Origin of the sequence: Pseudoalteromonas arctica A 37-1-2 (genome assembly GCF_000238395.3) — a bacterium.
Taxonomy (GTDB): domain Bacteria; phylum Pseudomonadota; class Gammaproteobacteria; order Enterobacterales; family Alteromonadaceae; genus Pseudoalteromonas; species Pseudoalteromonas arctica.
Window position 1 is genome coordinate 1,907,817 of record NZ_CP011025.1, and the last position, 22,987, is coordinate 1,930,803.

Genomic DNA, 22,987 nt, shown 5'->3' on the forward strand with positions numbered 1-22,987 from the left:
TGGCCGCAAATTATAAATAAAATAAGTTGAGTTTTAGTTGTTTTTAGCACGTTTATTTTATTAGGTAAAGCGTAAAAATTAACGCAATATGAATATTTGGTTGCATGGTTTTAATTTAGGAACGTATAATAACAAGTGTTAACTAAATGGAATTTGCGTAAAACGCAGCTTAAGCAGAGCAGGTGAATACATGAACAAAGGATTGTTAAAGTCGTGGAAAACCGACAAAGGTTTTGGTTTTATTAAATCAGACACCCTAGAACACGACACATTTATACACATATCAGCGCTCAAACACATGAGCCGCAAGCCCAAAGTAGGCGACACCATTTACTTTGAAGTAGCAACACAGCCCGACGGTAAAACCAAAGCAGTTAACTGCAGCATAGAAGGCGTTGCAGAGCTTAAAGCACCTTACCAAAAACACAATAACCAGCCGTACCGCATTGCCAAATCTAATTTTGCCAGTAGCTTTTTAGGTAAAGTTGCCTCAATTGCGCTTATTGCTGCACTTTGCTTTTATGCGATTAATAAATACAACACTCACTCAAGCAGCCAAACACCCGTTATTACTAATGACGATTTAGCCACCTTTGATGAACAATACCCAAAAGTCGTTATTCCAAAAATCGTTATTCCTAAAAGCACGCAAAATTTTACGTGTGATGGCAGGCAGCACTGTAGCCAAATGACTTCCCGAGCTGAGGCGGTATTTTTTATTAATAACTGCCCGAATACAAAAATGGATGGTGATGGCGATGGAAAACCTTGTGAGAACGATTCACGGTTTAAAAATTAATGGTAATTTTATAAATCATTTAGTTAACAGGTAAGGTTTAATAAAAATAGAATTAATTGCTGTGTATAAATGCAGCGTTGTAAGTTTTGCCCCATAACATTATCAAAAGTCGTTTTGGGGTTAAATTACAAAGGCTACTGAGTAGCAGTTGTAATCATATGTTATAAAAGGGTTATTCAGTTTATTTATAACAACGTAATATACGCTGTTTTGGCATGTTATCTTTACTCAATTATATGGAGATGTAATGAAACCCAGGTATCTAAAAACTATTTACGACTTAATAGTGCGTGACTATAAAATCGAACCAATCGGTAACGGTAAATTTATTCATTCTTTTAAGCCAGCTACAACAAATACCGTTTATAAGTTTGAAGCAAATGGAACCCCTGAAGTTGAAGAGGGCGAGAGATATAATATTGGCTATTATGATGATGCGAATGGTAACAAAATAATAGAAACATCTTGTTTATCAAAAAACACAGATGTTAACCCTATGCTTAGCTACCTATATGCAACAAAGCTATCTGAAGGTAAGCATAATGTTAACAAAAGTAAAAATGATGAGCGTGTTAGTCATACTGCTCAAGATGGCTATTATTGGGGAAAAAAGTATGCTTGGCGCGAATTTGGTTTAGTAATATCAAAAGATGCATTTTTCGCATATTTAAAAGAAATTAATCACCCTAAAGTTGAGTGTATAACTCGAAACCCTGATATGGGATTTAGTAACAGTGGTGAACCATCAACAGCATATAAAGAAGAAGGTTTAGCTGATGCTGTGAATTCTTTAATTTCATCAGCAGTTAAAATAACTAAAGTTAGATTTAAATCCCCTTTATATTCAAAACAATTTGTAATTAGAGGTATTGAAGCAATTACGGATAGAAAATAAACATAATATGCGTTTAGAGCGGGACAAAGGACTGTTGGTTAATTCCGCTTTACTTCATATATTATGTGTTCCGAACGCAGAACCGAATTCTTTAAAAGCTTAGCGTTGATTTAAGAAGATAGTTTAGTGATTTAGGATGATGTAGTTGTTCTACAGCCTAGTTTATTACAATGTGCCTTCTGCTAAAGTTTATATTAATTATTTTAAGGACAAGTGAGTTATGGATTGGAAGAGTGCATTGAAAATTGCTGGACCATCAGCGATTGCAGCATGGGTTTTTGTTGAACTGATTAAAGCATACTTATCTACTTCTGAAATTTTTAAAACGAATATATATTTAAATTTAGCGCTTCTTATTATCATATTCATTTTTTGTATAATTATGGGTTGGTTATGGATTGGTGATAACAAAAATAAGCTTGAACCTACAAGGAGGAAGATTGAAAAAAATGAAATTTGTGACAATGAAGTAGCTAATGATTTATCAGTTGGTAGTATAGATACGAATATTATTGACAACAAAATTTCTAATAACAAGGTAAAAGGCTCTATAAATATTGGTAGTAAATAATGAGTATACAAGACCAAAATAGATCATTAAATTCAATTTATTCTAAAAATATTTCTGGCAATGAAATTAAAGATAATGATATTGATGGAGACTTAAATATTGGAACTACGGTGGTTAAATTGCCATCATATAATATTACAGTAGGAGCTGAATCTCTTAAGGTATTAATAAATCAACATGAAAAATTAAAAGAAGAAAACCCCATTTATCTTTATGTAATTGAAGAGCTTCAAAGTAAAATTACAAATAGCGAGTCTAGACAAGTAATTGGGCTAGAAAACAAATTAATTAAAGCAAATAAAGGTGTTTTTCTTGATGAGGCCCTTATATCTAGCCAGAAAGCTTCAAAATTGATTTTAAGGTTTCAGAACATAAAGTCATACCAGGTTATATTTAATCATGTTTTAAGCCTTATTATAACAAGGTTTCGATCACATATAGTCCCTTTGATTAAAGATGGTGTAAACGATTTAACTATTAAAACAATGATTAATAACGTTATTGTTGAGCCATTAAATCAAGAGGTAAGCTTAGCTGGTGGCTATATCACTAGTGAGTTAATTGAAGGGATGTTGTATTTCCTTACAGAAAAATGCCATGTGGAGTGGGTATAATGATAGTTTATCATCCAGCTCACGATGTAAATCATTGTTCTTATCGGATATTGAATATTTTATATGCGGCTAAGGATAATAAAGTTCATTGTGACATGCTAAAAATTGTTAGTTTTTATTATGTATACCCTCATTTATTAAAGCGAATGGAAAGCTTTCCAAGGCCATTAAACTATCAAGCAAAAAAAATTAGTAATATAAGTGATTCATTTGAGTTAACACCAAGCCCAAGGAGTCTGTTTTTTGAAATGAATTCAACACACGAAGCGGCAATTTATTCTTTGTATCAAAAATCTTTAGTTAATATTGAACGCAATATTGTAAGTCTCGAAAAACAAAACCTTCCAAATGAACTAATTCAAAAATTTAAAACAGATAAACTTACAAATAGTGATCTTTTTAAAATCCTTGTTGAGTGTTTACCTAAAGTTAAATTGGATGGAAATAATGGCCTTAAGGCTAAAAGTGGATTAATGGAATATAAATATGATTAGGTCAGAATTTTTTGTAGAGCGCCTAGTAATCATAAAGTCAGGAAGTAGTGTTTATGATGAAGAGTTTCACCAAGGAATAAATGTAATTAGGGGTGATCACTCTGTTGGGAAAACAACAATATTAGAGCTTTTATTTTATGTTTTAGGCGGAGAAATTAAAGAGAATCAATGGCTCTACCCTGCGGATCACTGTGATGAAATATATTGTCAGGTTAATATTAATGGAATTTCATTTACAATAAAAAGAGATATTGTAAAGGGTGAAATTCCCCCAATACGAATCCAATATGGTTCTTATGATGTTACAAGTTTAGATAATCTAGGTTGGAAAAAATTTGGCCCTAGAAGAAGTGAATCTGGTGAACGAGTTTCTTTTTCGCAACAGTTGTTCGAGTTGTTAGGCTGGGATAATCATAAGTCTGATGATTATGCCAATTTGACAATGCACCAAGTACTAAGGTTCCTATATGTAGATCAAGAAACTGGATCAACAAAAATTTTTCGCGCAGAAGATAATCCTCGTGGTGATAGTGAAGGTATAAGAACTGCAATTGCTGAATTTTTATTGGGCTTAGATAATCTTGACACGCATAAATTGAGACAACAACTTATTTTGGCAGAAAGAGAGTTTGATAAAGTAGCTGCTGATTTAAATGCCATGTATAAAGTGTTAGGAAGTGATTCAGGCTTAACTCTTGATGTCTTAAATGCACAAGTAATAAATATCTCTGATGAGATTGTATCTTTGCATAATAAAGACGTTGACTTAAAAGTAACTACTGAACTTGAAGTCGATTCTGCAGCTAATTACAAGGATTTAGAAAAGAAAGTCGACCTATTTAGTCGTCAACTTCAGTCTTTAAATATTGAGATACAAGCAACAATTGGTGAAATAGTTGATTGTGAACTATTTGGAGACTCACTTGATTTTAGAAAAAAATCATTGCTAGAATCCAAATCTGCTTTTGATTGCATTGGTGCAATGAAATATACACACTGCCCTTGCTGCTTGGAAGAGATTAATTCTTCTAATGAAGATACTTGCCATTTATGTAATGCCCCGAAAAAAGAATCTCATCATTCGAACAACTATATGCAAATTTTGACAGAGATTGACTTTCAACTTAAAAGCAATGCTAAAGTTTTAGGTGATTACAAAAGCCATTTAGAAGGTCTGAAATCTGCACTTGTAATTACAAAGTCTCACCTAAAAAATTCTCAAAGTGAGTTACAGTCGAGTTCAAAAACTGTAGATATAGAAACTCAGGGTTTGATTAAAAGATCAAAGAAGATAGGGTATTTAGAGTCTGAAATTAAAAATATTGAAAAGCAGATTAAAATAATCACCGACTTAGATAAATATAAATCTAGGAAATCCGAGCTAATTAACACAATTACAGATCTCCGTGAAAAAATTGCAGCAGCCGGCGCATCTAGCAAAAACCGAAGAGATAGAGTTAACCTAAGAATCTGTGAAAATATGCTACCTATTCTTCACTCCGATTTACGAGATAATGGAGAGCCTTATGAAGAAGTTTTCGCGGCTGCGGAGAGTAATGATATTGAAATTGATTTTTCAAGAGATAGAACTCTAATAGATGGAAGGGTGAAATTTTCAGGTAGCTCTAACTATATAAAAAAGAACGCTTTTTATCTTGCTGCTTTACTAGAGTCATTGTCAGACCCGCTTTACAGACTACCGAGATTTTTAATGCTGGATGCCATTGAAAATGGTGGCATGAAAGCTTTTAGAAGTCATAATTTTCAACGTTCCATCGTAGAAATGTTTAAAGATAAAAAAGACTTTCAAATAATACTTTGTACTTCAATGGCTTTAGATGATTTAAATAATGATGAATATGGTGTTGGTCCCTATTACGTGGGGAATGTAATTAATGTTTAACATTTTCACATGAAATACCCTCTAAAAGCGAAGCGCCTCATAGCCTCTTTGTGAATTAACTTTAGATTACTAAGAGGGAACAAACTAGGAATGCGCTAAGCGTATACATTAAACGTAAAACATCGGCGAATTAGATCTCTAATACACGCCGATGTTTATAACTTATTTAAGTAACTACCTTATTAATAAGGTATTTAGCCTTAGTCTTGTTTACGGTTAAGGCTTATTAAACATATAGCTAATAGTAACGTAGCAATCATGCCTGAAGCGCCAGCAACACCTGATGGCATAAATCCATCACGGCCAAAGATGATTAATATAGCATTGGCAAGTATTGCAACTGTGCCTGCTAGGGCAGTAAGGCCTCCAATTACTTTGCCGCCTCTAGCGATAAAAGACAGGCCAAAAACAACGGCGAAAATAAACTAGACACCCACCCTAAATTTTTCACTTTTCGAAGTTAGAATTAACATGACACCCATCCTAAATTTTGCTCTTTTCAAAATTTAGGACTACGTTTTAGTTAGTGCAAAAAACGAGCAGGGTGTCTTATGGCAATTTCAAGAAAGCGTCAAGTAAGTTTGGTTGATACAAAATACTATCACTGTATTTCACGCTGTGTTCGTCGTGCATTTTTATGTGGAGAAGACCGTTTTACTGGTCAATCTTACGAGCATCGACGAGGGTGGGTTGAAGATAAGCTGCTTGAATTAGCAAAGGTATTTTGTTTTGATGTATGTGCTTATGCCGTAATGAGTAATCACACCCATTTGGTACTATATGTAGATGATAAGAAAGCAAACAGGCTGAATGATAAAGCGATTGTTATTCGCTGGCATAAACTCTGTAAAGGCACATTGTTAACGCAAAAATATGTACAAGGTGAAAAGCTAAGTAAAGTTGAACTCATCTTTTTCAACCAAACGGTTAAACAATACCGCGAACGCCTAGCAAGTATTAGCTGGTTTATGCGGTTGTTAAATGAAGACATTGCGCGCAGAGCAAATAAAGAAGATAACTGCACAGGACGATTTTGGGAGGGTAGATTCAAATCGCAAGCATTACTAGATGAAGCAGCACTTGCAGCGTGTATGGCCTATGTCGATTTAAATCCCATTAGAGCCAAAATAACTAACACCCCAGAAGAGTCAGACCATACCAGTGTACAAAAGCGTTTAACATGCGCGGCAGAAGGTAAACAACCAAAACAGTTACTACGTTTTGCTGGTATGCCTCGTCAGGTTATGCCCAAAGGGTTGCCGTTTGAGCTTAAATCGTACCTTGAACTTGTTGAGCTAACAGGGCGAATAATACGAGAGGATAAACGCGGGTATATTGATAACATGAACCTACCTTTGTTAGAAAGGCTTAATATCTCCCCAGAGAACTGGTTAAAACTGACTACGCAATTTACGCGCGTATTTCATGGTGCAGTAGGCAGGCCCACTTCACAAGCAAGTTACTGTGAAAACTTAAAGCGTAAACGGCGATCAAATATCAGTAACTGCGAAAAGCTACTGGCATAAAACTTAAACTACTCAGTAAAGCTATTCAGTAATAAATCACAACTGCATTATGCAGTTATTTTCATGCGTGTAATTTAGGTTTAATAGGGCTAATGACTTATTTGATGGATGAAATGAAAGTAACCCAGTAATAAAAGATAAGTTCTGAACTTTAAGAGCAAATTTATTGGCACAGTTTTGTTTGTTCAATTAAAGTGGCTGTCTAGTTTAGTTTCAGTTAAAACTGACTACGCAATTTACGCGCGTATTTCATGGTGCAGTAGGCAAACCCACTTCACATGCAAGTTACTGTGAAAACTTAAAGCGTAAACGGCGATCAAATATCAGTAACTGCGAAAAGCTACTGGCATAAAACTTAAACTACTCAGTAAAGCTATTCAGTAATAAATCACAACTGCATTATGCAGTTATTTTCATGCGTGTAATTTAGGTTTAATAGGGCTAATGACTTATTTGATGGATGAAATGAAAGTAACCCAGTAATAAAAGATAAATTCTGAACTTTTAGAGCAAGTTTATTGGCACAGTTTTGTTTGTTCAATTAAAGTGGCTGTCTAGTTTGGCATATAGCTCGGCTGTTTATTCAGCTTCTAGCGCCGCCAACCATTGTTCACTATTAGCGCCGACAACACACTCTCCGTTTACGCGCATTGATAAACGCATCATGCAACGAGTTGATACATCAGAAAACGTTTCTTTTGGTAAAAACTTAACAGAATTTACTAATGCTTGGCAGTGAGGGGCGCTTTGCTCTTTAAGGGTATAGTAAACCCACTTACCTTTTTTTTCTAAAGTGAGTAAACCTGCTTTATGTAGCATTTTAAGATTTCGAGAAACGTTATATTGCGTATCACCAATAACATCCATTGCTTCAGCAACATTAATACGTTGGCCAGCATCAACAACTAACCAAAATAATCTTAATCGGGTAGGATCTGATAACGCTTTAAGCGCATCAATATACATTTCATCCATTATGTACCTTCTTGATAATAATAAAATACCATAAAAATTTACGAACGGATTATACCAGAGCCTAAATTAAATTTCCTTAAAACTAACAGGTGCTAAGCGCATGCTTTAACAAAATTAAGTCATTAACAAAAAACAAAAGCACCACTAAAAAGTGGTGCTTACTAACTTATATAACGTATTGAAAAATAACACCGCCTGTAATTGCAGTAGTTAATATTATTAATATAAATGCTAATACAGCCTTTCTTTTTAATACCGAAGAAACCAAAGCAATTTCAGGTAAACTCGCACCCGTACCACCTATTATCAGTGCTAAAGCAGGGCCCATACCCATACCTTTTAAAATCAACACATTTAAAAGCGGTATAGCCATTTCTATTCTCAAATAAAGCGGAATACCAATTAGCGCAGCAATAATAATGGATTTTAAATCTCCGCCACCTACGTATTTTTCAACTAATTCAGCTGGTAAATAAGCAGCCGATAAACCACTAATTAATGCACCCAATAACACATACGGAATAATCCTTTTAAATAAAGATAAAGCAAATTTTAAAACATTTTTAAACTTATCAGAATTAGTACTGTGTGATAGTGCGGCATTATCTGAACTACAGCCTGAACTACAGCTTTTGCCATTAGTAGCCAGCTCTAACTCATCACCTCGTCTTACTTCATTTTTCCATGGTGATTTTGATATTAACCACCCACCTATAACGGCGGCACTAAAGGTTAGTACTAAATATATAGCTGTCACTTTAAAACCAAATGCAGCATATATCATTGCTAGTACAATAAAGTTACATAAAGGAGCTGAAATTAAAAAGCTTAAAATAGTACCTAGCGATGTACCCATAGTAGCCATGCCCAAGGTTACAGGTACAACAGCAGCGCTACAAAAAGGGGTTAACATGCCAAAACTAGCTCCCAACAGCGAGCCCCATTTATCATGCTTTGTTAATTTTGCTTGAAGTTTGTCCTGCGGCACAAACTCCCTAATCAACCCTGTCAAAATAGAAACTGCAGCAATAATTAATATTAAGCCTCCACTAACATGAATAAATTCATCAAGTGCAACCATCATTTTATCTGTATTCACAATAACCTCTAATGTGTAAAACCAAGTTTGAGGTCGCAATATAATCATATAAGCACAATTGTGCAAGTGTGCTTTTGTGTTTTCTCTAAAAATAAAAGCCTGTTTTTAAAATCTACATTAATAGCAATAGCTTATAACTTAATAAAAAGTGATGGTAATAAATTAGGAACGTGTGCTAATGCTAAATAAAGAGCATTAAAATCGGCTAAAAGAAGTTTTTTTAAAGGTAAGAGTAAAAATGAACAAAGGATTGTTAAAGTCGTGGAAAACCGACAAAGGTTTTGGTTTTATTAAATCAGACACTCTAGAACACGACACGTTTATACACATATCAGCGCTTAAACATATGAGCCGTAAGCCAAAAGTTGGCGATACTATTTACTTTGAAGTTGCAACACAGCCCGACGGTAAAACCAAAGCAGTTAACTGCCGCATAGAAGGCGTTGCAGAGCTTAAAGCCCCTTATCAAAAACACAATCAACAGCCATATCGTATGGCTAAATCTAACTTTGTCAGTAGCTTTTTAGGTAAAGTTGCCTCAATTAGCATTATTGCCGTGCTTGGCTTTGTCGCAGTAAATAAATACAACCATTATAAAAGTAGCGAGCAATTTAATAGCCAACCCCCTGTTATTACCAACGCCGATTTAGCCACCTTTGACGCACAATACCCGAACATAATGATACCAAAAAGCACCCATAATTTTACCTGTGATGGCAGGCAGCACTGTAGCCAAATGAGTTCACGAGCCGAAGCTGTATTTTTTATTAATAACTGCCCGAATACAATAATGGATGGCGATGGAGATGGAAAACTTTGTGAGAGGGACTCACGGTTTTAAAGTGAGTGGTAATTTTATAAATCTTTTAGTTAAAGGTTTGGTTGAATAAAAATAGAATTAATAGCTGTATATAAATACAGTTATTTACAATTTACCCCATAACATTATTAAAAGGCAATAATTATATCACCAAGTTATTTATAAAAAATGATTGAGAATTTACACCCAAAGGGATCGTCGACCCATTTAAGTTTTGATTCAAGCTATTATCCCCTCTAAATGCGCAGCGCCTCATAGCCTCTTTGTGAATTAGCTATAAATAATTAAGGTGGCTGGCACTTTATATATCATCACTTAAACGTAAAAACATCGGCGAATTGACATATCTAATATGCGTATGAGCCGATGTTTATATTTTTTTAAAATGAGTACCTTACTTGTAAGGTATCAAGCCTTAGTCTTGTTTACGGTTAAGGCATATTAAACAGATTGCTAAAAGTAATGTAGCAATCATGCCTGAAGCGCCAGCAACACCTGATGGCATAAATCCATCACGGCCAAAGATGATTAATATAGCATTGGCAAGTATTGCAACTCCGCCAGCTAAGGCTGTAAGGACGCCGATGGCTTTGCCACCTTTAGCTATAAAAGACAGGCCAAAAACAAGTGCTGCTAATCCCAATAATAATTTAGCTGCGTAGTAAATCATGAATGACAAAGAAACCACGCCACTAATTAAAGGTTGTGCGCCTTCTACAGCACCCGATACTTTTCCAAATGTTGAAAACAAAGTAAGACCAATGCTTACCTGTACTATGTTAAGAATCGCGCTAAATGTTATAGCCGACCATCCTAGCTGAGAGTTTTTTGCTTGCACCATAGCAGAGCCTGCAAAGGCAACAAGTAGAGTGAAAACCACTGCTTCTAGTCCCCATGAATACTGCCTTGAAAAACTAATTTCTGCACTGTAAAGGGCAGTAAAAATAGCCTGTGTTATTGCCAATACCAACAATAAAGATGCTGTAATTAGCATGGTGCGTTTAGTCGTAAATTCCATTATGTACCTCTTGTAATTTTATATTTAATGCTTTCAACAGCTGTTGCGGGTTTGAATGTATCAAACTGCTTAGTCTTTGTATTTAAATAGCGTTTATCGTTGTAGGTATAAGACAGATAAAGCTATTTAATTATTTCACTCAAACCTATAAAAATAATAGTTAGCAACAAATAGGCTAAAGCTTTGGCTGTTTAATTAAAACTTAAATCGGCAAAATCGTTTTGATTCAAGCCATGTATGCCCTCTAGGCGCAGCGTCTCATACCCTCTCAGTAAAGCAACTTTTAATTACCAAGAGAGCATTAATTTTGAGTATGTGGTTAAACGGCTTATTACTCACTTTGTTAAGATAGAAACCTAAAATGAGACCAATTACTTAACGCTGTGATAGTTTGCTCTGTAGGGGGGGCAATATAAATTAAACCTGCAATGGCAATAATTGATGACAACGTAATTAATTTATTATCAAAGTCAGCTATTTTCAGTGCGGTCCCGAAAGAGCGTTTAATTGTTACATTACTTAAATCCACACTGTACATTTCATCAAGCAATAAATGAATAAATCCTCCTAGTAAAACAAACCCACCCGTTAACCAGGCAAAGATAGCTGTTTCCATGGTTGATTGGTCATTCAGTTTCCATGCTACTTGAGTCGTTAATAACGCGCATAGCAATATAAATAGTAAAGAGTGGCAACTACCTCTATGTACTGTGATCCATTCAAAAATTGGCCTAATAATATATTTCATAAATCCGTAAACCAATAAAGGCACTACGATTAACTCGATAAAACTAATTTCAATAATGAGCTGGGTGGTTATGTAATGCAGTACCAGTAATACAGTGCTGAGTGCAAATAAGTTAAAAATAGTATCGAGTGATGTGGAGTTATCTGAATCTATATCGGGTAATAAACCGCCAATTGAGCCTAAAAACCATAACCAGAGCGCGCTTTTTAATTCAATATGTCCCGCAGATAATAAGGTGGCTGAGGCTAAGCCTGTGATGATTACGGCAGTATTAAGATGAGTATTGAAGTTTGCCATTGTATCTCTTGATGGGAAAAAGTAGGGCATTCTAACAATTGAAAAGTTTATTGTTCAATGTTCTTTAAAGATTGGGCTTAAATAACTTGAGTTCTGGATAATAAATCACCCTATAGCAGCCATTTCTAGCGCTAACTACGTTGATTTTACTTGCGAGAGGCTAACTTCGACGCGTAAATTCCCCTTGTTGTCATTGAAAATATCTGGCTTGAGAGGAGAACCCTTAAATACCATTATTATTAAAAGTGTTATTAAATCTCTTAATCAGAGTTCGGGTTAAATAGGTTTCTTATTACTTTGATTAATCGTATTTTTTACAATTGTTATTTTTTATTGTGCTTCGTGGAGCCGCTAAGTGGTAGTTTTTTGGAGAAGAATCAACAATACGAATATAAATGTGAGACCCCATATACCAAAATCAACTACTGCAAATCTAACCTCAAAAGATAAACACGCTCTAACGACTTGGAGCCGTTGGTAAATCAACCTGTAATATACATTGCTTGTTCCTATTATTGCCACTTAATGAGCGGTAGGTTATCATATTACATTCAAGGCGTTACTAGTGCTGAGTTAGGCCAGAGTATGCTTTTTATGAATCTGTATAAGGCATTTTTTTAATGCGGTTATACGAAGTGCTTTTGTGAAGGTTGACGCGTGTTTACCATTCATAAATAGGTGAAGTAGCAGCATAAATGCATACCATGCGGTGTCTTTTGATTAGTCCTAGGGGGATTTACTCTTTATTACCAAAAGGGATGTAAGGCAGAAGCCGTTACCGAGTCTGCTTGGTTATAAATTTCGTGCCGCGATTAAATCGTCTCTAGACAGAACCAGTCTTTACTTTGGAAGATCAATATCCCCTAATAAATGCTAAAAACCTAGTTCTGGCAATGGCAATTTGAAAAAAGCCATTATTTAGTCGGCTAACGTTTGTACGTTTAGAGTCATTTAAATTTAATAAAAACAACAGGATTTCAAAGAATGAAAAACGAGTTCTATTTAAAAAAAAGTATTATATCAACGTGCTCAGCGTTAATTATTTGCACCAGCCAGTTAGCTTTAGCTGTCACTAATCCGCACCCATTATGGACTGAGTTTGAACAAGGTATTTCGCATCGTTTATTAGACTGGTCTAATGTGGGTTATAAAAGTGGTCATGCGCAAATACCAAATAGATCGATAACCCATAATGTAATTGACTATGGTGCAATTGTTAATGATGGTAAAAATGACAGGTTAGCAGTTCAAAAGGCAATTGATGCGGCAAGTATTAATGGTGGTGTGGTGTTTTTCCCGAGGGGTACATACGATTTTTGGGTTGGGCCTAACGGACATTCACTAGAACTCTCGGCTTCTAACGTTGTTATACGCGGAAGTGGAACAAGGCAGACGCAATTAAATCAACATGATTTCAAAGAAGGGAAAGTACATTTTGAGCGATTTTTTCTTATTAATGCACAGAGTAAAAGTAATATAAAAGGGCGTACAGTTTCATTACTTGCTGACGCAAAGGCCCATGAAAAGAAAATAAAAGTTGCTGATACCGCTAATATTAGAGTGGGTGACGTAATTAAGCTGCAAATGGTAAGTGAGCAACCTGGATCTGACCGGATCGCAAAAAAATTAATATCGCCTTTAACTATAGAACCCGAATGGACAGCGGGGGAACGATTTATTCCCTTCGAACTTATGGTTACAGTTAAAAAGATAAGCTCAAATACAATCTTTTTAGAGCAGCCTTTAACACAAAGTTTTTTACTCGCTGACGGCGCAAGAGTTTCGCTTATAGAAGAGGAGTTAATTCAAAACGTAGGTATTGAAGATTTAACCTTGGTTGGCAAATTAACTAATTTTAATCACCATGGTAGCTTTGAAGATGATTACGGTTGGAATGCTATTCAGCTTAAAGGAGCTAAAAACTCGTGGATCAGAAATATAAAAACAACTAAAATGGGAACGGATGTTAATTTAGTAAATACGGGATTTTCAACAGTAGAAAATATTGCTAATGATGGCAGGGGACACTCTGCGCTTTTAGCTTCTAATTCAGATTTTAATTTATTTAAAAACTCTCGTTTTTCGGGATATCGACAACATTTCATTAGTTTTTCAGGGCGTTCAGCGGGTAATGTTTTTACTTCTATAAGTAATAACTCTCAAGACAGTGGCGCAATTGATTTTCATGGCGGCGGGCCTAGCAATTATAATCTGATTGAGAATAGTACAAATTTAAGAATAGCTTCAGCAGGAGCAGAAAAAGGGATGCCTCACGCAGGGCAACATAATACGCTATGGAATATTGTCGCCGGCAAGCCAACTAAAATAGATGATATGTTTTCGTACGGGTACTTTATTTATTCTAATTATAGTGGCCTATATTCAGGCTTAGACCTTCATAGATTACATCCTAAAACTACTTTGGTTGGGATCACTAATGGTCGGAATTCGATCACTGTAGCAGGGAGTAAAAAGCATCGAGACGATGAGTGGTTATATGTTGATTCAATAGGCAAAAGTGTAAAGCCTATTTCAATCTACACAGCTCAAAGAGCGCTTGGTTTTTAAAAAAAAGCTAGCTATAGAGCCGATGAAGTAACAAAGGCACTAAAAATAAAAAATTACCGAGATAAATCGGCTATAAACAATGTCGTTTTATTTAGGCCAAGCTTTTTACTGCTGTATTTACAGATAATGCTTATATCAATCTGCAATAATACTTAATCAATTATAGGGATTCAACCGACGCTAACAGTATAAAAACTACTGATATACGACTACATGGATGCAAAGCAAGCAAGAGCAATTGCCAAAGTAAACAGGGTCAGGTTTTTCTTTTTGTTATTAAGGCAAAAAGCCAAAGCTGACTCCTTATTTTCTCCTTACCATCCATGGCGCTACCGAAAAAAGCTCAACTCTAATATCGCAATTTATGGTAATTCAGCCTTTATTGGCTGCTTCTAATACAAACTCTTTAACTTTACTGACTAGGTTTGGATCTTGAGAGACTAGCAGTTGAGATATTAATCCCTCATACAGGATTTCAATTTTAAGCAAGTTGTCTAAGCTGTCGCACCCATATATTTTTAGCCTGGTTTTGAGCTCGGCCCGAGCTGCATTTTTATGTACTTGGGATATTTTGTGTAAATCATGATCTAAATCAGGGTACTCTCTGCACATGTTAATAAAAATACAACCGTAAAACATATCATTTTCGATTGACTCCTCAAGCTCAGTAAAAAACTTCAAAAGTAACTCTGTGGGATCTTTTATCTCTTTTCTTTCTGTAAGCCATTTCGACTGTATCGTTTCACTAAATTTAGTTATTGCTTCAATGGCTAGCGCTTCTTTGCTGCCAAATTGGTTGTAAATAGTCTTTTTAGATACGTTTGCGTACTTAGCAATAGCATCAACTCCAGAAGAAGCCATACCACGCTCTGCGACCATAGAGATAAAGCTCTCTATTAAATAATCTTTTTTTCTCAATGAATTATCTCCGCCTTACAAGAACACAATAATTTTACCACAACTTTTTTAAAATACACAGGTTGGTGTAAAAAGTTCTTGCATGCTTAAATCTTTGGCTTTATCATTTAATTACACTGACCGGTGTAATTTATTTAAAAGGTACATACAATGAAAATTTATAGCTTTCCATATTCTCTACCAAGTTATCGAGCACGTCTTGCTGCGTCTTTAATGGGTTATGACTACGATGTTGCTACCGTAGATATTTCTAAAGGTCAGCAAAATTCTGATACTTATTTAAAGGTTAACCCTTTGGGGAAAATTCCATCTCTTGTTGATGAGTCTGTAACAGTCGGTGATTCGTTGGCTATTATTCGTTACTTGGCGCGTAAGAGTGATAACACTCACTGGTATCCCGACACTAATATTGAGCTAGCTGCAAAAATAGATATTCTTTTGTCTATGGTGGCAAATGAGTTATTTGATTCTGTAGAGAAAGGACGCCTTATTAAAACATTTAAGATGTTTTCTGAGGATGGGCTTGCTGACTGTGATTTACTTGCACATGGTTTGCTAACACTCTTTAACGACAATCTTAGTAACTCAAAATACCTTGTGGGCGATGTTCCTACTATTGCAGATATAGCTGTACTTTCAACGCTTCTTTATATGGACGAGGCAGGCTTATCAACACAAAAGTACACTAATGTATTTCGCTGGATTGAAGATATGAAAAAGCTTAGCGGATTTATTGAGCCGGTAAAGCTGTAAATTTATTGCGGAGGATGTGACTAATTAAACTTCTTTAAATCATGAAGCCGCAGATCAAGAGATAATGGCAGGCTTAAAATGAAGGTGTTTACCCTGACATTTAAAAAGTCTGCTCAGCTTATTTATTTTTCGCTTGATGAAAAACTGCATTTAAACTCTAAAATGATTAAGAGTTGTTTAGATTGCTACCTAGGTTGTTAAACCAACCCATCTACGTTAAATAACATTACTTACGAGCACCCCAGTTGAGAATTTTTATTCTCAATAAATTTTAATAAAGAGGAAGTCTTATGTCAGAAACTAGAGTTGACCAGATAACTTTGCTTAAAACCCTACTCACCAATACAAACCACGCAAATCAATTAAGTATTATGTATGCGGCTTGGGCATCTGTTTACACTACAGGTAGTGAATACCTTAAAAAAATAGTACTGCAAGTGATCAGCGAACCATCACCTACACACAAGCGTGATATTGAATTTGCGGTTGCACGAATGGGAGTGACTAATCCTTATTTTATTGCCCGCCAGTTTGTTTCAGTGAAGGCTGGTGGTAGCCTTGATGACTTAAATTTTAGGTCTTTCTCCATGCTGAACATAGAAAACGAACAAGCGTATCATCACGCATGCGTGGCTATATCGCTTATTAATGGCGGTCACATGTGTTTAAGCTCACACGTGGGGTCACTTCAAGCGTCTAATGAGACGGATGAAAATATAGATTGTTCAATGCGTATTGCCGCTGTAAGCCATTCTCTTAATATTTTGGGAAGAGGGGACGAATAGTTGATGTCAAAAATGGGGACGAATCTGTATGTACTATTAGGTTCGTTGGCTTTTGGTATATGGGGATTGGTCCCTATATACTTTCACCAATTAGACGAAGTTGACCCAATTTTGGTTTTGTCTCAACGTGTTTTTTGGTCTGCCATTATCTTAATTTTGATTGCCGTTATAAAGCCAAAGTTGATTAGCTTTAATGAAATAAATGCCAGAGAGGTAGGGTTGACCTTTGTAGCAGGTCTATTGATGAACCTGTCTTGGTTGGGTTTTGTATATGCTACCATTACAAATAATATTATGGCGGCATCACTGGCGTTTTACATTACACCTGTAATGGTATTTTTTACTGGTTTTATATTTTTTAAAGAAAAGATAACACAATACCAAAAAATTTCTTTGTCGCTAATGATTCTAGCTCTTGCTGTTTATGTCTATTTTGATAAGCAGCTGCCTATGTTAAGTTTGGTTATTGCCTCTTTATTTACCTTTTATTTTGTGGCAAAAAAGCGCATGAATATTGGTACATTCGCTGCAATTTTTTTAGAACACATTATATTTGCTCCAATAGCATTAATTTACATTTGTTTAAATATATCTGATGAAACTTATGTTGAATGGCTTACATTAATGTCGGCTGCTCCACTGCAATTATTACCGATATTTTTACTGAGTATCGCGCTTTTGAAAATGCCATTAACCAAAATCAGTATTCTTCAGTACATAGAGCCGACATTGCATTTAGCGTTGGCGGTATGGATTTATCATGAATCTGTGTCAAATGGTCAGAAGTATGCGTTTATCATTATCGTATTTTCTATCATATTTTCATCGCTAAAAAGCAAGAAAAATTATGCTAACAATTGACACTTGAGCTCAGGGTTAATATATAAAATCATACGTTAAAATAAACGAGACAAGTGTAGAGTATTTGCCTGTCCCGTTTATTTTATGCCCATTTGATATCTATAGTATTTAAAAAAGTGGCATATTAATCACCTGTATTTTTAATAACACGGTATCTTTAATACCTCCTGAATTCGGATAATAAATGATTTACAACTTTATAATTAAAGTGCTTCAAAAATAGCGGCTATACCTTGGCCACCGCCAATACACATAGTGACTAAGCCATATTTACCATTAATACGTTTTAGTTCGTACAGACATTTGGTAGATAAAATAGCACCGGTTGCTCCAACAGGGTGGCCAAGCGCTATCGCGCCTCCATTTGGGTTTACTTTATTTTGAGGAAAGCGTAATTCATTTGCTACGCATAATGCTTGCACAGCAAAGGCTTCATTTGATTCTATTACGTCCATGTCATCAATTGTTAATCCCGTTTTTTTAAACACCAGTTTTACAGCAGGGATTGGCCCGGTTCCCATTAATGTCGGTTCTACGCCAGCTCTTGCATAGCCAACTAATCGGCCCATTGGCTTTAAGCCTTGCTCATTCGCTTTTTGCTCTGACATAAGTACTAGCATTGCTGCTGCGTCGTTAATACCCGACGAGGTTGCTGCTGTCACTGTCCCATTTTGTTTAAAATAAGGTGCTAACGTCGCCAGCTTTTGCACTGTTGTGTCTGCACGCACATGTTCGTCAGTGTCAAATACATGAATGTTATTTCGCGATTTTATTTCTATAGGGAGTATTTGTTCTTTAAAGCGTCCTTTGGCTATCGCTTTTGCGGCTTTATGATGACTTTGGGCTGCGTAAGCGTCTTGTTGCGCACGGGTAATATTATATTTTTCTGCTATGTTTTCAGCTGTGATCCCCATAGGAGCGTTATCCCATGGGTCTTGTAATGTAGTGGTTAGCTCATCAACCATCGTACTATTACCCATTTTTTGGCCCCAACGATTACTTTCTAATGTGTAGGCTGAGCTACTCATGCTTTCTGCTCCGCCTGCTAAGGCTGCATCTACTTCACCTAGTTGAATTTGCTGGGCTGCTTGTAAAATAGCTTCTAAGCCAGAGCCACATAAGCGGTTAAGTGTTACCGCATGACTATTAATGGGTAATCCTGCGTCAAGGCCAATGACTCTGGACAGGTAGGCATCTTTAGGCCCGTTGTGTATAACTTTACCTACCACACATGAGCCCACCTGATTTGGTGATATATTGGCTCTGACTAATGCTTCTTTTGCGCAAAGTGTGCCAAGTTCAGCTGGAGTGAAATTTTTAAGACTGCCCCCAAAACTTCCGATAGCGGTACGCACTGCGCTTAAGATAACTACATTATTGTTATTAAATTTTGTCATTTTTATTCTCTTATTATTTTTATGCCAATAAACGTTTTTTAATTTAGTCTTTAAAGGACTAACTTTATTCATCAAAACATAATTTAAGCTGCTATGTAATTATAAAATAATTACATAGCATCTTTTTAACAGGCTAAATAAAAACAAAGTGCCATTCATCATTGTGGATGCAGATAAATATACGCTCATACCATAGTTACCAAAGCGTGCCAGCAGGTCTGTTTATTTTCGAGGTTGAATTTACTTATATGCTAATGCTGGTATGTTATATTGTTGCATTTTGTGTGTGATATAGTATAACATTCGGTGCATTCGAATTATTCATAGCAGAGCTTGAGTGTGACAACACCTATCGCAGTTAATAAAACCCCATCAAAAAAATTGCCTATTAAACAGCAAAAAAGTAACGATAAGTTTGGTAATACCCTCGGTAATGCAAGCGAAACCGTTATTGAAGTAAGCTCGTTAAGTTTTAGTATTAAAAATAAAGCTATTTTAAAAAACTTAAGCTTTAGTGTGGCTGCAGGTGAGGTTTATGCGCTACTTGGCGGTAATGGTGCGGGTAAATCAACCACGTTAAAAACGTTACTTGGGTTTAATAAACCAACCGAAGGCTCTGTAAAAGTAGCGGGTAAAGAGGTGAGCAAATCGCTTGATTTTGTGCGAGGTAAAACAGCGTATTTGCCAGAGTCGGCTACGTTATATCCGCATTTAACAGCTCGTGAAAATGTTGAATATTTTTTATCACTCGCTGATATTAAAAAATCAGATGAGCAAATTAACGCGGCTTTTAATCGTGTTGCACTGCAACGCGATGCGTGGGATCGCCACATGCAAACTTATTCAAAAGGCATGAGGCAAAAAACAGCAATTGCACTTGCGATACTGCGTGAAGCACCCATTTTTTTACTTGATGAGCCAACCTCTGGTCTTGATCCTGTTGCTATTGATGAATTTAATCAACTTGTACGAGAGCTTGCATTAACTGGTGCGACTATTTTAATGGTTACCCACGATGTATACGGTGCCTGCCAAGTCGCTAATCGAATTGGTTTACTTAAAAACGGTGAGCTGGTGGGAGAGTTTGATGCGCCCCAAAGTGGGCGTATTGATACCGAGCAAGTACACGCTGCGTTTGGGTATCACGCTAAAAGAGGTGCTTAATGAGTATAAATAACTTTTCAAAGGTGGTGATTGTTGCCAAAGATGAGTGGCGTTATTGGCTTCGCTCAAAATTAGCAATGACCGTGCTTGCTATAGGTTTAGTGCTCACGCTTGCTTCGGTAATTGTAACGGCTATTACCATGATGGAGCTAAGCCATGCTCGTCATGAGTTACAAACAACAAGCGATAAGAGCTTTGTTAATCAACCCGACCGCCATCCACACAGAATGGTGCATTACGGGCATTATGCATTTAGAACGCCTTCGCCACTTAGTACGCTAGACCCTGGTATTGACGCTTACACAGGCAACTCTATATTTTTAGAAGGGCACAGACAAAACAGCGCAATGTTTGCAGATAGTCGCCAAGGGACTGCATTAACTAAATTAGGTAGTTTAACGCCTGCATTTATTGTGCAAACACTCGCACCGTTATTATTAATATTAATTGGCTACAGCGGTATTAGCCGAGAGCGCGAATTGCAAACGCTTTCGTATTTGTTATCGCAAGGCACATCGGGTGTAACGCTAATTGCAGGTAAAGGATTGGCGCTACTTTCTGTTGTAGGCTTAATTTTAACTCCGCTTACGGTATCGGCTTTATTTACGGTTGCTGCGGGCGAAAGCTTACTGGCAGTTGTAAGTTTTGTTGTTGGCTACGCTTTATATTTAACTGTGTGGGTATTACTGATTTTACTGGCATCGAGCGTGTTTAGTAAAAATAGTGGTAGCTTTACCGCACTTGCCTTTGTGTGGATTTTACTGTGTATTGTTATGCCACGCGTAGCAAGTACCAGTGCCTCAACGGCTGTGCCATCTGCCGGTAAAATAGAAACAGACTTTGCTGTAAAAGCACAACTTAGAAAATTAGGCGACGGCCATAACGCAAACGACCCCGCATTTATGCAATTTAAACAATCACTTCTTAAAAAGTACAACGTTAAAAGTATAGATGAGCTACCCGTTAATTTTAGAGGATTAGTAGCCAGCGAATCTGAAGCAAAATTGACTAACGTACTAAACAAATTTGCCCAGCAACGTATGCAAGCTGAGCTTAAACAAACGAAGGTATCTCGTTATTTTGGTTGGGTTTCACCTATGGTGGCTATTCGATCGTTATCGATGATTGTAGTAGGAACGAGTATTGAAACTCATCACCGCTTTTTGCGTGAAACCGAACAGTTGCGTTTTGACTTTGTGCAAGGGCTTAACAAAGTTCATGTAGAAAAGCTTAGCTACCAAGACGATATGAACCGCAATGCCAGTACCGAAGCGACTAAGCAAGCTCGTGTAAGTGCACAAAATTGGCAAGTACTGCAAAACTTTACTTTTAATGTAGATAACGCACAAGTGAGAGCGCAGCGAAGTATCCCTGCATTTTTACAGTTATTTATTTGGATTGCAGTGCTGTTAGGCGGTATTAAATTTGTAGGGAGGCGTTTGTTATGAGTTATGTATTTTCACAGCTAATTCGTGAATGGCGTTTTTTACTTCGCCAAAAATATTTAGTGATATTACTAGCATGTACATTTGCTATATCGGGGTTTGCAGTTTTCAGCGGCCTTAGTGAAGTAAGCCAGCAACAACATACTATTGAGCGTTTAAAAACGGCTGATTTAACTGAATTAGCTAACGTACAAAATAAATACAGTGATGCTGGTTCGCTTGCCTATTACAGCTTTCATTTAACGTATTCAGCACCTTCAAATTTAGCATTTGCTGCTTTAGGTGAGCGTGATATTTATCCGTGGAAACACCGCTTAAATTTACTTGCCCTAGAGGGACAAATTTACGAGAGCGATTCACAAAACGCAGAGCTAGCGCAGGCAGGTAAAATTGATTTTGTATTTGTAATTAGTGCATTAGCACCGGTGATAGTTATTTTATTATTTCATGATTTATTTGCTAATGAGCGAACAAGCGCCAGGCATGACTTATTAGTGACTACGGCTAAGTCGTACTTTGCATTATGGGGGGCACGTATAGCTGTAAGGTTAATAGCGGTAATAGTGTGCTTAATGTTGCCATTTTATGTAGGTACATTTCTTAGTCATTCGGCCCTTGCTGATGTGGGGTTTGTTACTTTTATATGTGTAATTTACATTGCGTTTTGGACTTTGCTCAGTGTGTGGTGGGGCAAAAATGCCAACAGTGCGCCGCGTGTTGCTTCAACATTAATCGGTTTTTGGGTGTTAGTTGCCTTTATTATTCCTATTTTAGGCGATTTAGTTATAAACAAAACGGTTCACTCACCAAAGGGCGGCGACATTGTGCTTACTCAGCGTGAGGCGGTTAACGATGCATGGGACTTGCCAAAGAAAACCACAATGGATGCTTTTGTAGCATCAAATCCACAGTGGAAAGATCATGTTGATATGCAAAGCGAGTTTGAGTGGAAATGGTATTACGCATTTCAGCAAGTTGGAGACGAAAAAGCAGGTGAACTTTCACATGCTTATCGTGATGCAGCGCATACAAAGTATCAACTAGCGGGGATTGTATCGTGGTTTTCACCACCACTTTTGCTACAACGCAGTTTTACCCGATTGGCGAGCACTGATGCTTTAGCTGCATTTAGATATGAATACCGTATGCGAGGATTTCATAAAAGTTTGAGGGAGTTTTACTACCCTTGGCTGTTTATAAAAGGCAACCCACCTAAAGCTGCGCTTAAGAGTATGCCTAGCTTTAAAAAAACAATGCTTAATGAAACGGATGAGCCTGACGTTACAGGCGTTAAGCTAAAAGAAAATTTATGAGTCAACTAATTAACAAGGTTTATA

General features: G+C 36.5%; 21 protein-coding genes and 2 pseudogenes. 16 read left to right on the top strand and 7 right to left on the bottom strand.

The window, feature by feature from the left end:
* The first annotated feature begins 190 nt into the window (after positions 1-190).
* The 6 genes from PARC_RS08590 (at position 191) to PARC_RS08615 (ending at position 5,276) form a co-directional block, all read left to right on the top strand.
* Positions 191-799, top strand: a complete 609-nt coding sequence (locus PARC_RS08590; RefSeq protein ID WP_010552750.1) for a cold shock domain-containing protein — start codon at positions 191-193, stop codon at positions 797-799.
* Between the two features lie 247 nt (positions 800-1,046).
* The gene (locus tag PARC_RS08595; protein ID WP_010552751.1) at positions 1,047-1,694 is read left to right on the top strand and encodes a hypothetical protein; all 648 of its coding nucleotides are present in this window, start codon (positions 1,047-1,049) and stop codon (positions 1,692-1,694) included.
* 220 nt (positions 1,695-1,914) lie between these two features.
* Complete coding sequence (locus PARC_RS08600; RefSeq protein ID WP_010552752.1) at positions 1,915-2,265, top strand: hypothetical protein; 351 nt, start codon at positions 1,915-1,917, stop codon at positions 2,263-2,265.
* On the top strand, positions 2,265-2,879 hold the full coding sequence (locus PARC_RS08605) for an ABC-three component system protein (protein ID WP_010552753.1): 615 nt from the start codon (positions 2,265-2,267) through the stop codon (positions 2,877-2,879). Before PARC_RS08600 ends, PARC_RS08605 begins: the two co-directional genes overlap by 1 nt.
* Positions 2,879-3,373: an ABC-three component system middle component 5 gene (locus tag PARC_RS08610; protein ID WP_033013006.1), complete on the top strand. Its 495-nt coding sequence runs from the start codon at positions 2,879-2,881 to the stop codon at positions 3,371-3,373. Before PARC_RS08605 ends, PARC_RS08610 begins: the two co-directional genes overlap by 1 nt.
* Positions 3,366-5,276 (top strand): hypothetical protein, encoded by a 1,911-nt coding sequence (locus PARC_RS08615; protein ID WP_010552755.1) that lies wholly within the window; start codon positions 3,366-3,368, stop codon positions 5,274-5,276. Before PARC_RS08610 ends, PARC_RS08615 begins: the two co-directional genes overlap by 8 nt.
* Positions 5,277-5,476: 200 nt before the next feature.
* Here PARC_RS08615 and PARC_RS21750 read toward each other — a convergent pair.
* Positions 5,477-5,692: pseudogene (locus tag PARC_RS21750) on the bottom strand (thiamine biosynthesis protein ThiC); the annotation flags it as partial.
* A gap of 135 nt (positions 5,693-5,827) precedes the next feature.
* On the opposite strand from PARC_RS21750, the gene PARC_RS08625 reads away from it, so the two are divergent.
* Both PARC_RS08625 and PARC_RS21755 read left to right on the top strand, forming a co-directional pair.
* Positions 5,828-6,802 (top strand): transposase, encoded by a 975-nt coding sequence (locus tag PARC_RS08625; protein ID WP_010552757.1) that lies wholly within the window; start codon positions 5,828-5,830, stop codon positions 6,800-6,802.
* Between the two features lie 217 nt (positions 6,803-7,019).
* Positions 7,020-7,154: pseudogene (locus PARC_RS21755) on the top strand (transposase); the annotation flags it as partial.
* Between the two features lie 227 nt (positions 7,155-7,381).
* Here PARC_RS21755 and PARC_RS08635 read toward each other — a convergent pair.
* Together PARC_RS08635 and PARC_RS08640 are read right to left on the bottom strand one after the other, a co-directional pair.
* The gene (locus PARC_RS08635) at positions 7,382-7,777 is read right to left on the bottom strand and encodes an ArsR/SmtB family transcription factor (protein WP_010552758.1); all 396 of its coding nucleotides are present in this window, start codon (positions 7,775-7,777) and stop codon (positions 7,382-7,384) included.
* A 166-nt stretch (positions 7,778-7,943) separates the two neighbouring features.
* The gene (locus PARC_RS08640; RefSeq protein ID WP_238142572.1) at positions 7,944-8,876 is read right to left on the bottom strand and encodes a permease; all 933 of its coding nucleotides are present in this window, start codon (positions 8,874-8,876) and stop codon (positions 7,944-7,946) included.
* 238 nt (positions 8,877-9,114) lie between these two features.
* On the opposite strand from PARC_RS08640, the gene PARC_RS08645 reads away from it, so the two are divergent.
* Positions 9,115-9,717, top strand: a complete 603-nt coding sequence (locus tag PARC_RS08645) for a cold shock domain-containing protein (RefSeq protein ID WP_010552760.1) — start codon at positions 9,115-9,117, stop codon at positions 9,715-9,717.
* A gap of 394 nt (positions 9,718-10,111) precedes the next feature.
* Here the strand turns inward: PARC_RS08645 and PARC_RS08650 are convergent, their stop codons facing one another.
* Together PARC_RS08650 and PARC_RS08655 are read right to left on the bottom strand one after the other, a co-directional pair.
* A complete protein-coding gene (locus tag PARC_RS08650; RefSeq protein ID WP_021032054.1) occupies positions 10,112-10,714 on the bottom strand; it encodes a hypothetical protein in 603 nt (200 codons plus the stop codon).
* Positions 10,715-11,057: 343 nt separating this feature from the next.
* The gene (locus PARC_RS08655; RefSeq protein WP_010552762.1) at positions 11,058-11,759 is read right to left on the bottom strand and encodes a metal-dependent hydrolase; all 702 of its coding nucleotides are present in this window, start codon (positions 11,757-11,759) and stop codon (positions 11,058-11,060) included.
* Between the two features lie 984 nt (positions 11,760-12,743).
* Here PARC_RS08655 and PARC_RS08660 point away from each other — a divergent pair.
* Positions 12,744-14,327: a glycosyl hydrolase family 28-related protein gene (locus PARC_RS08660; protein WP_010552763.1), complete on the top strand. Its 1,584-nt coding sequence runs from the start codon at positions 12,744-12,746 to the stop codon at positions 14,325-14,327.
* Positions 14,328-14,699: 372 nt separating this feature from the next.
* Here the strand turns inward: PARC_RS08660 and PARC_RS08665 are convergent, their stop codons facing one another.
* A complete protein-coding gene (locus PARC_RS08665) occupies positions 14,700-15,245 on the bottom strand; it encodes a TetR/AcrR family transcriptional regulator (RefSeq protein ID WP_148664652.1) in 546 nt (181 codons plus the stop codon).
* A 150-nt stretch (positions 15,246-15,395) separates the two neighbouring features.
* Between PARC_RS08665 and PARC_RS08670 the strand changes: the two genes are divergently transcribed.
* From PARC_RS08670 to PARC_RS08680, 3 genes are all read left to right on the top strand, one after another.
* Positions 15,396-15,998, top strand: coding sequence for a glutathione S-transferase family protein (locus PARC_RS08670; RefSeq protein WP_010552765.1), 603 nt, complete (start codon positions 15,396-15,398; stop codon positions 15,996-15,998).
* A gap of 290 nt (positions 15,999-16,288) precedes the next feature.
* Positions 16,289-16,783 (top strand): hypothetical protein, encoded by a 495-nt coding sequence (locus PARC_RS08675; RefSeq protein ID WP_010552766.1) that lies wholly within the window; start codon positions 16,289-16,291, stop codon positions 16,781-16,783.
* 3 nt (positions 16,784-16,786) lie between these two features.
* Positions 16,787-17,644, top strand: coding sequence for an EamA family transporter (locus PARC_RS08680; protein WP_010552767.1), 858 nt, complete (start codon positions 16,787-16,789; stop codon positions 17,642-17,644).
* Positions 17,645-17,847: 203 nt separating this feature from the next.
* Here the strand turns inward: PARC_RS08680 and PARC_RS08685 are convergent, their stop codons facing one another.
* Positions 17,848-19,041 (bottom strand): acetyl-CoA C-acyltransferase family protein, encoded by a 1,194-nt coding sequence (locus PARC_RS08685; protein WP_010552768.1) that lies wholly within the window; start codon positions 19,039-19,041, stop codon positions 17,848-17,850.
* 387 nt (positions 19,042-19,428) lie between these two features.
* Between PARC_RS08685 and PARC_RS08690 the strand changes: the two genes are divergently transcribed.
* From PARC_RS08690 to PARC_RS08700, 3 genes are read left to right on the top strand one after another with little or no spacing between them, the layout of a single operon-like run.
* Entirely contained in the window at positions 19,429-20,205 is a 777-nt protein-coding gene (locus tag PARC_RS08690) for an ABC transporter ATP-binding protein (RefSeq protein WP_050576410.1), read from the top strand.
* Entirely contained in the window at positions 20,205-21,653 is a 1,449-nt protein-coding gene (locus PARC_RS08695; protein ID WP_010552770.1) for an ABC transporter permease, read from the top strand. The genes PARC_RS08690 and PARC_RS08695 overlap by 1 nt, the downstream gene beginning before the upstream one ends.
* A complete protein-coding gene (locus tag PARC_RS08700; protein WP_010552771.1) occupies positions 21,650-22,963 on the top strand; it encodes a DUF3526 domain-containing protein in 1,314 nt (437 codons plus the stop codon). Before PARC_RS08695 ends, PARC_RS08700 begins: the two co-directional genes overlap by 4 nt.
* Positions 22,964-22,987 lie beyond the last annotated feature (24 nt).

What these genes read in the sequence shown, in the direction of transcription:
- PARC_RS08590 (WP_010552750.1), top strand. Translation starts at nt 191, where the DNA reads ATGAACAAAGGATTGTTAAAGTCGTGGAAAACCGACAAAGGTTTTGGT.
- PARC_RS08595 (WP_010552751.1), top strand. Translation starts at nt 1,047, where the DNA reads ATGAAACCCAGGTATCTAAAAACTATTTACGACTTAATAGTGCGTGAC.
- PARC_RS08600 (WP_010552752.1), top strand. Translation starts at nt 1,915, where the DNA reads ATGGATTGGAAGAGTGCATTGAAAATTGCTGGACCATCAGCGATTGCA.
- PARC_RS08605 (WP_010552753.1), top strand. Translation starts at nt 2,265, where the DNA reads ATGAGTATACAAGACCAAAATAGATCATTAAATTCAATTTATTCTAAA.
- PARC_RS08610 (WP_033013006.1), top strand. Translation starts at nt 2,879, where the DNA reads ATGATAGTTTATCATCCAGCTCACGATGTAAATCATTGTTCTTATCGG.
- PARC_RS08615 (WP_010552755.1), top strand. Translation starts at nt 3,366, where the DNA reads ATGATTAGGTCAGAATTTTTTGTAGAGCGCCTAGTAATCATAAAGTCA.
- PARC_RS08625 (WP_010552757.1), top strand. Translation starts at nt 5,828, where the DNA reads ATGGCAATTTCAAGAAAGCGTCAAGTAAGTTTGGTTGATACAAAATAC.
- PARC_RS08635 (WP_010552758.1), bottom strand. Translation starts at nt 7,777, where the DNA reads ATGGATGAAATGTATATTGATGCGCTTAAAGCGTTATCAGATCCTACC.
- PARC_RS08645 (WP_010552760.1), top strand. Translation starts at nt 9,115, where the DNA reads ATGAACAAAGGATTGTTAAAGTCGTGGAAAACCGACAAAGGTTTTGGT.
- PARC_RS08650 (WP_021032054.1), bottom strand. Translation starts at nt 10,714, where the DNA reads ATGGAATTTACGACTAAACGCACCATGCTAATTACAGCATCTTTATTG.
- PARC_RS08655 (WP_010552762.1), bottom strand. Translation starts at nt 11,759, where the DNA reads ATGGCAAACTTCAATACTCATCTTAATACTGCCGTAATCATCACAGGC.
- PARC_RS08660 (WP_010552763.1), top strand. Translation starts at nt 12,744, where the DNA reads ATGAAAAACGAGTTCTATTTAAAAAAAAGTATTATATCAACGTGCTCA.
- PARC_RS08670 (WP_010552765.1), top strand. Translation starts at nt 15,396, where the DNA reads ATGAAAATTTATAGCTTTCCATATTCTCTACCAAGTTATCGAGCACGT.
- PARC_RS08675 (WP_010552766.1), top strand. Translation starts at nt 16,289, where the DNA reads ATGTCAGAAACTAGAGTTGACCAGATAACTTTGCTTAAAACCCTACTC.
- PARC_RS08680 (WP_010552767.1), top strand. Translation starts at nt 16,787, where the DNA reads ATGTCAAAAATGGGGACGAATCTGTATGTACTATTAGGTTCGTTGGCT.
- PARC_RS08685 (WP_010552768.1), bottom strand. Translation starts at nt 19,041, where the DNA reads ATGACAAAATTTAATAACAATAATGTAGTTATCTTAAGCGCAGTGCGT.
- PARC_RS08695 (WP_010552770.1), top strand. Translation starts at nt 20,205, where the DNA reads ATGAGTATAAATAACTTTTCAAAGGTGGTGATTGTTGCCAAAGATGAG.
- PARC_RS08700 (WP_010552771.1), top strand. Translation starts at nt 21,650, where the DNA reads ATGAGTTATGTATTTTCACAGCTAATTCGTGAATGGCGTTTTTTACTT.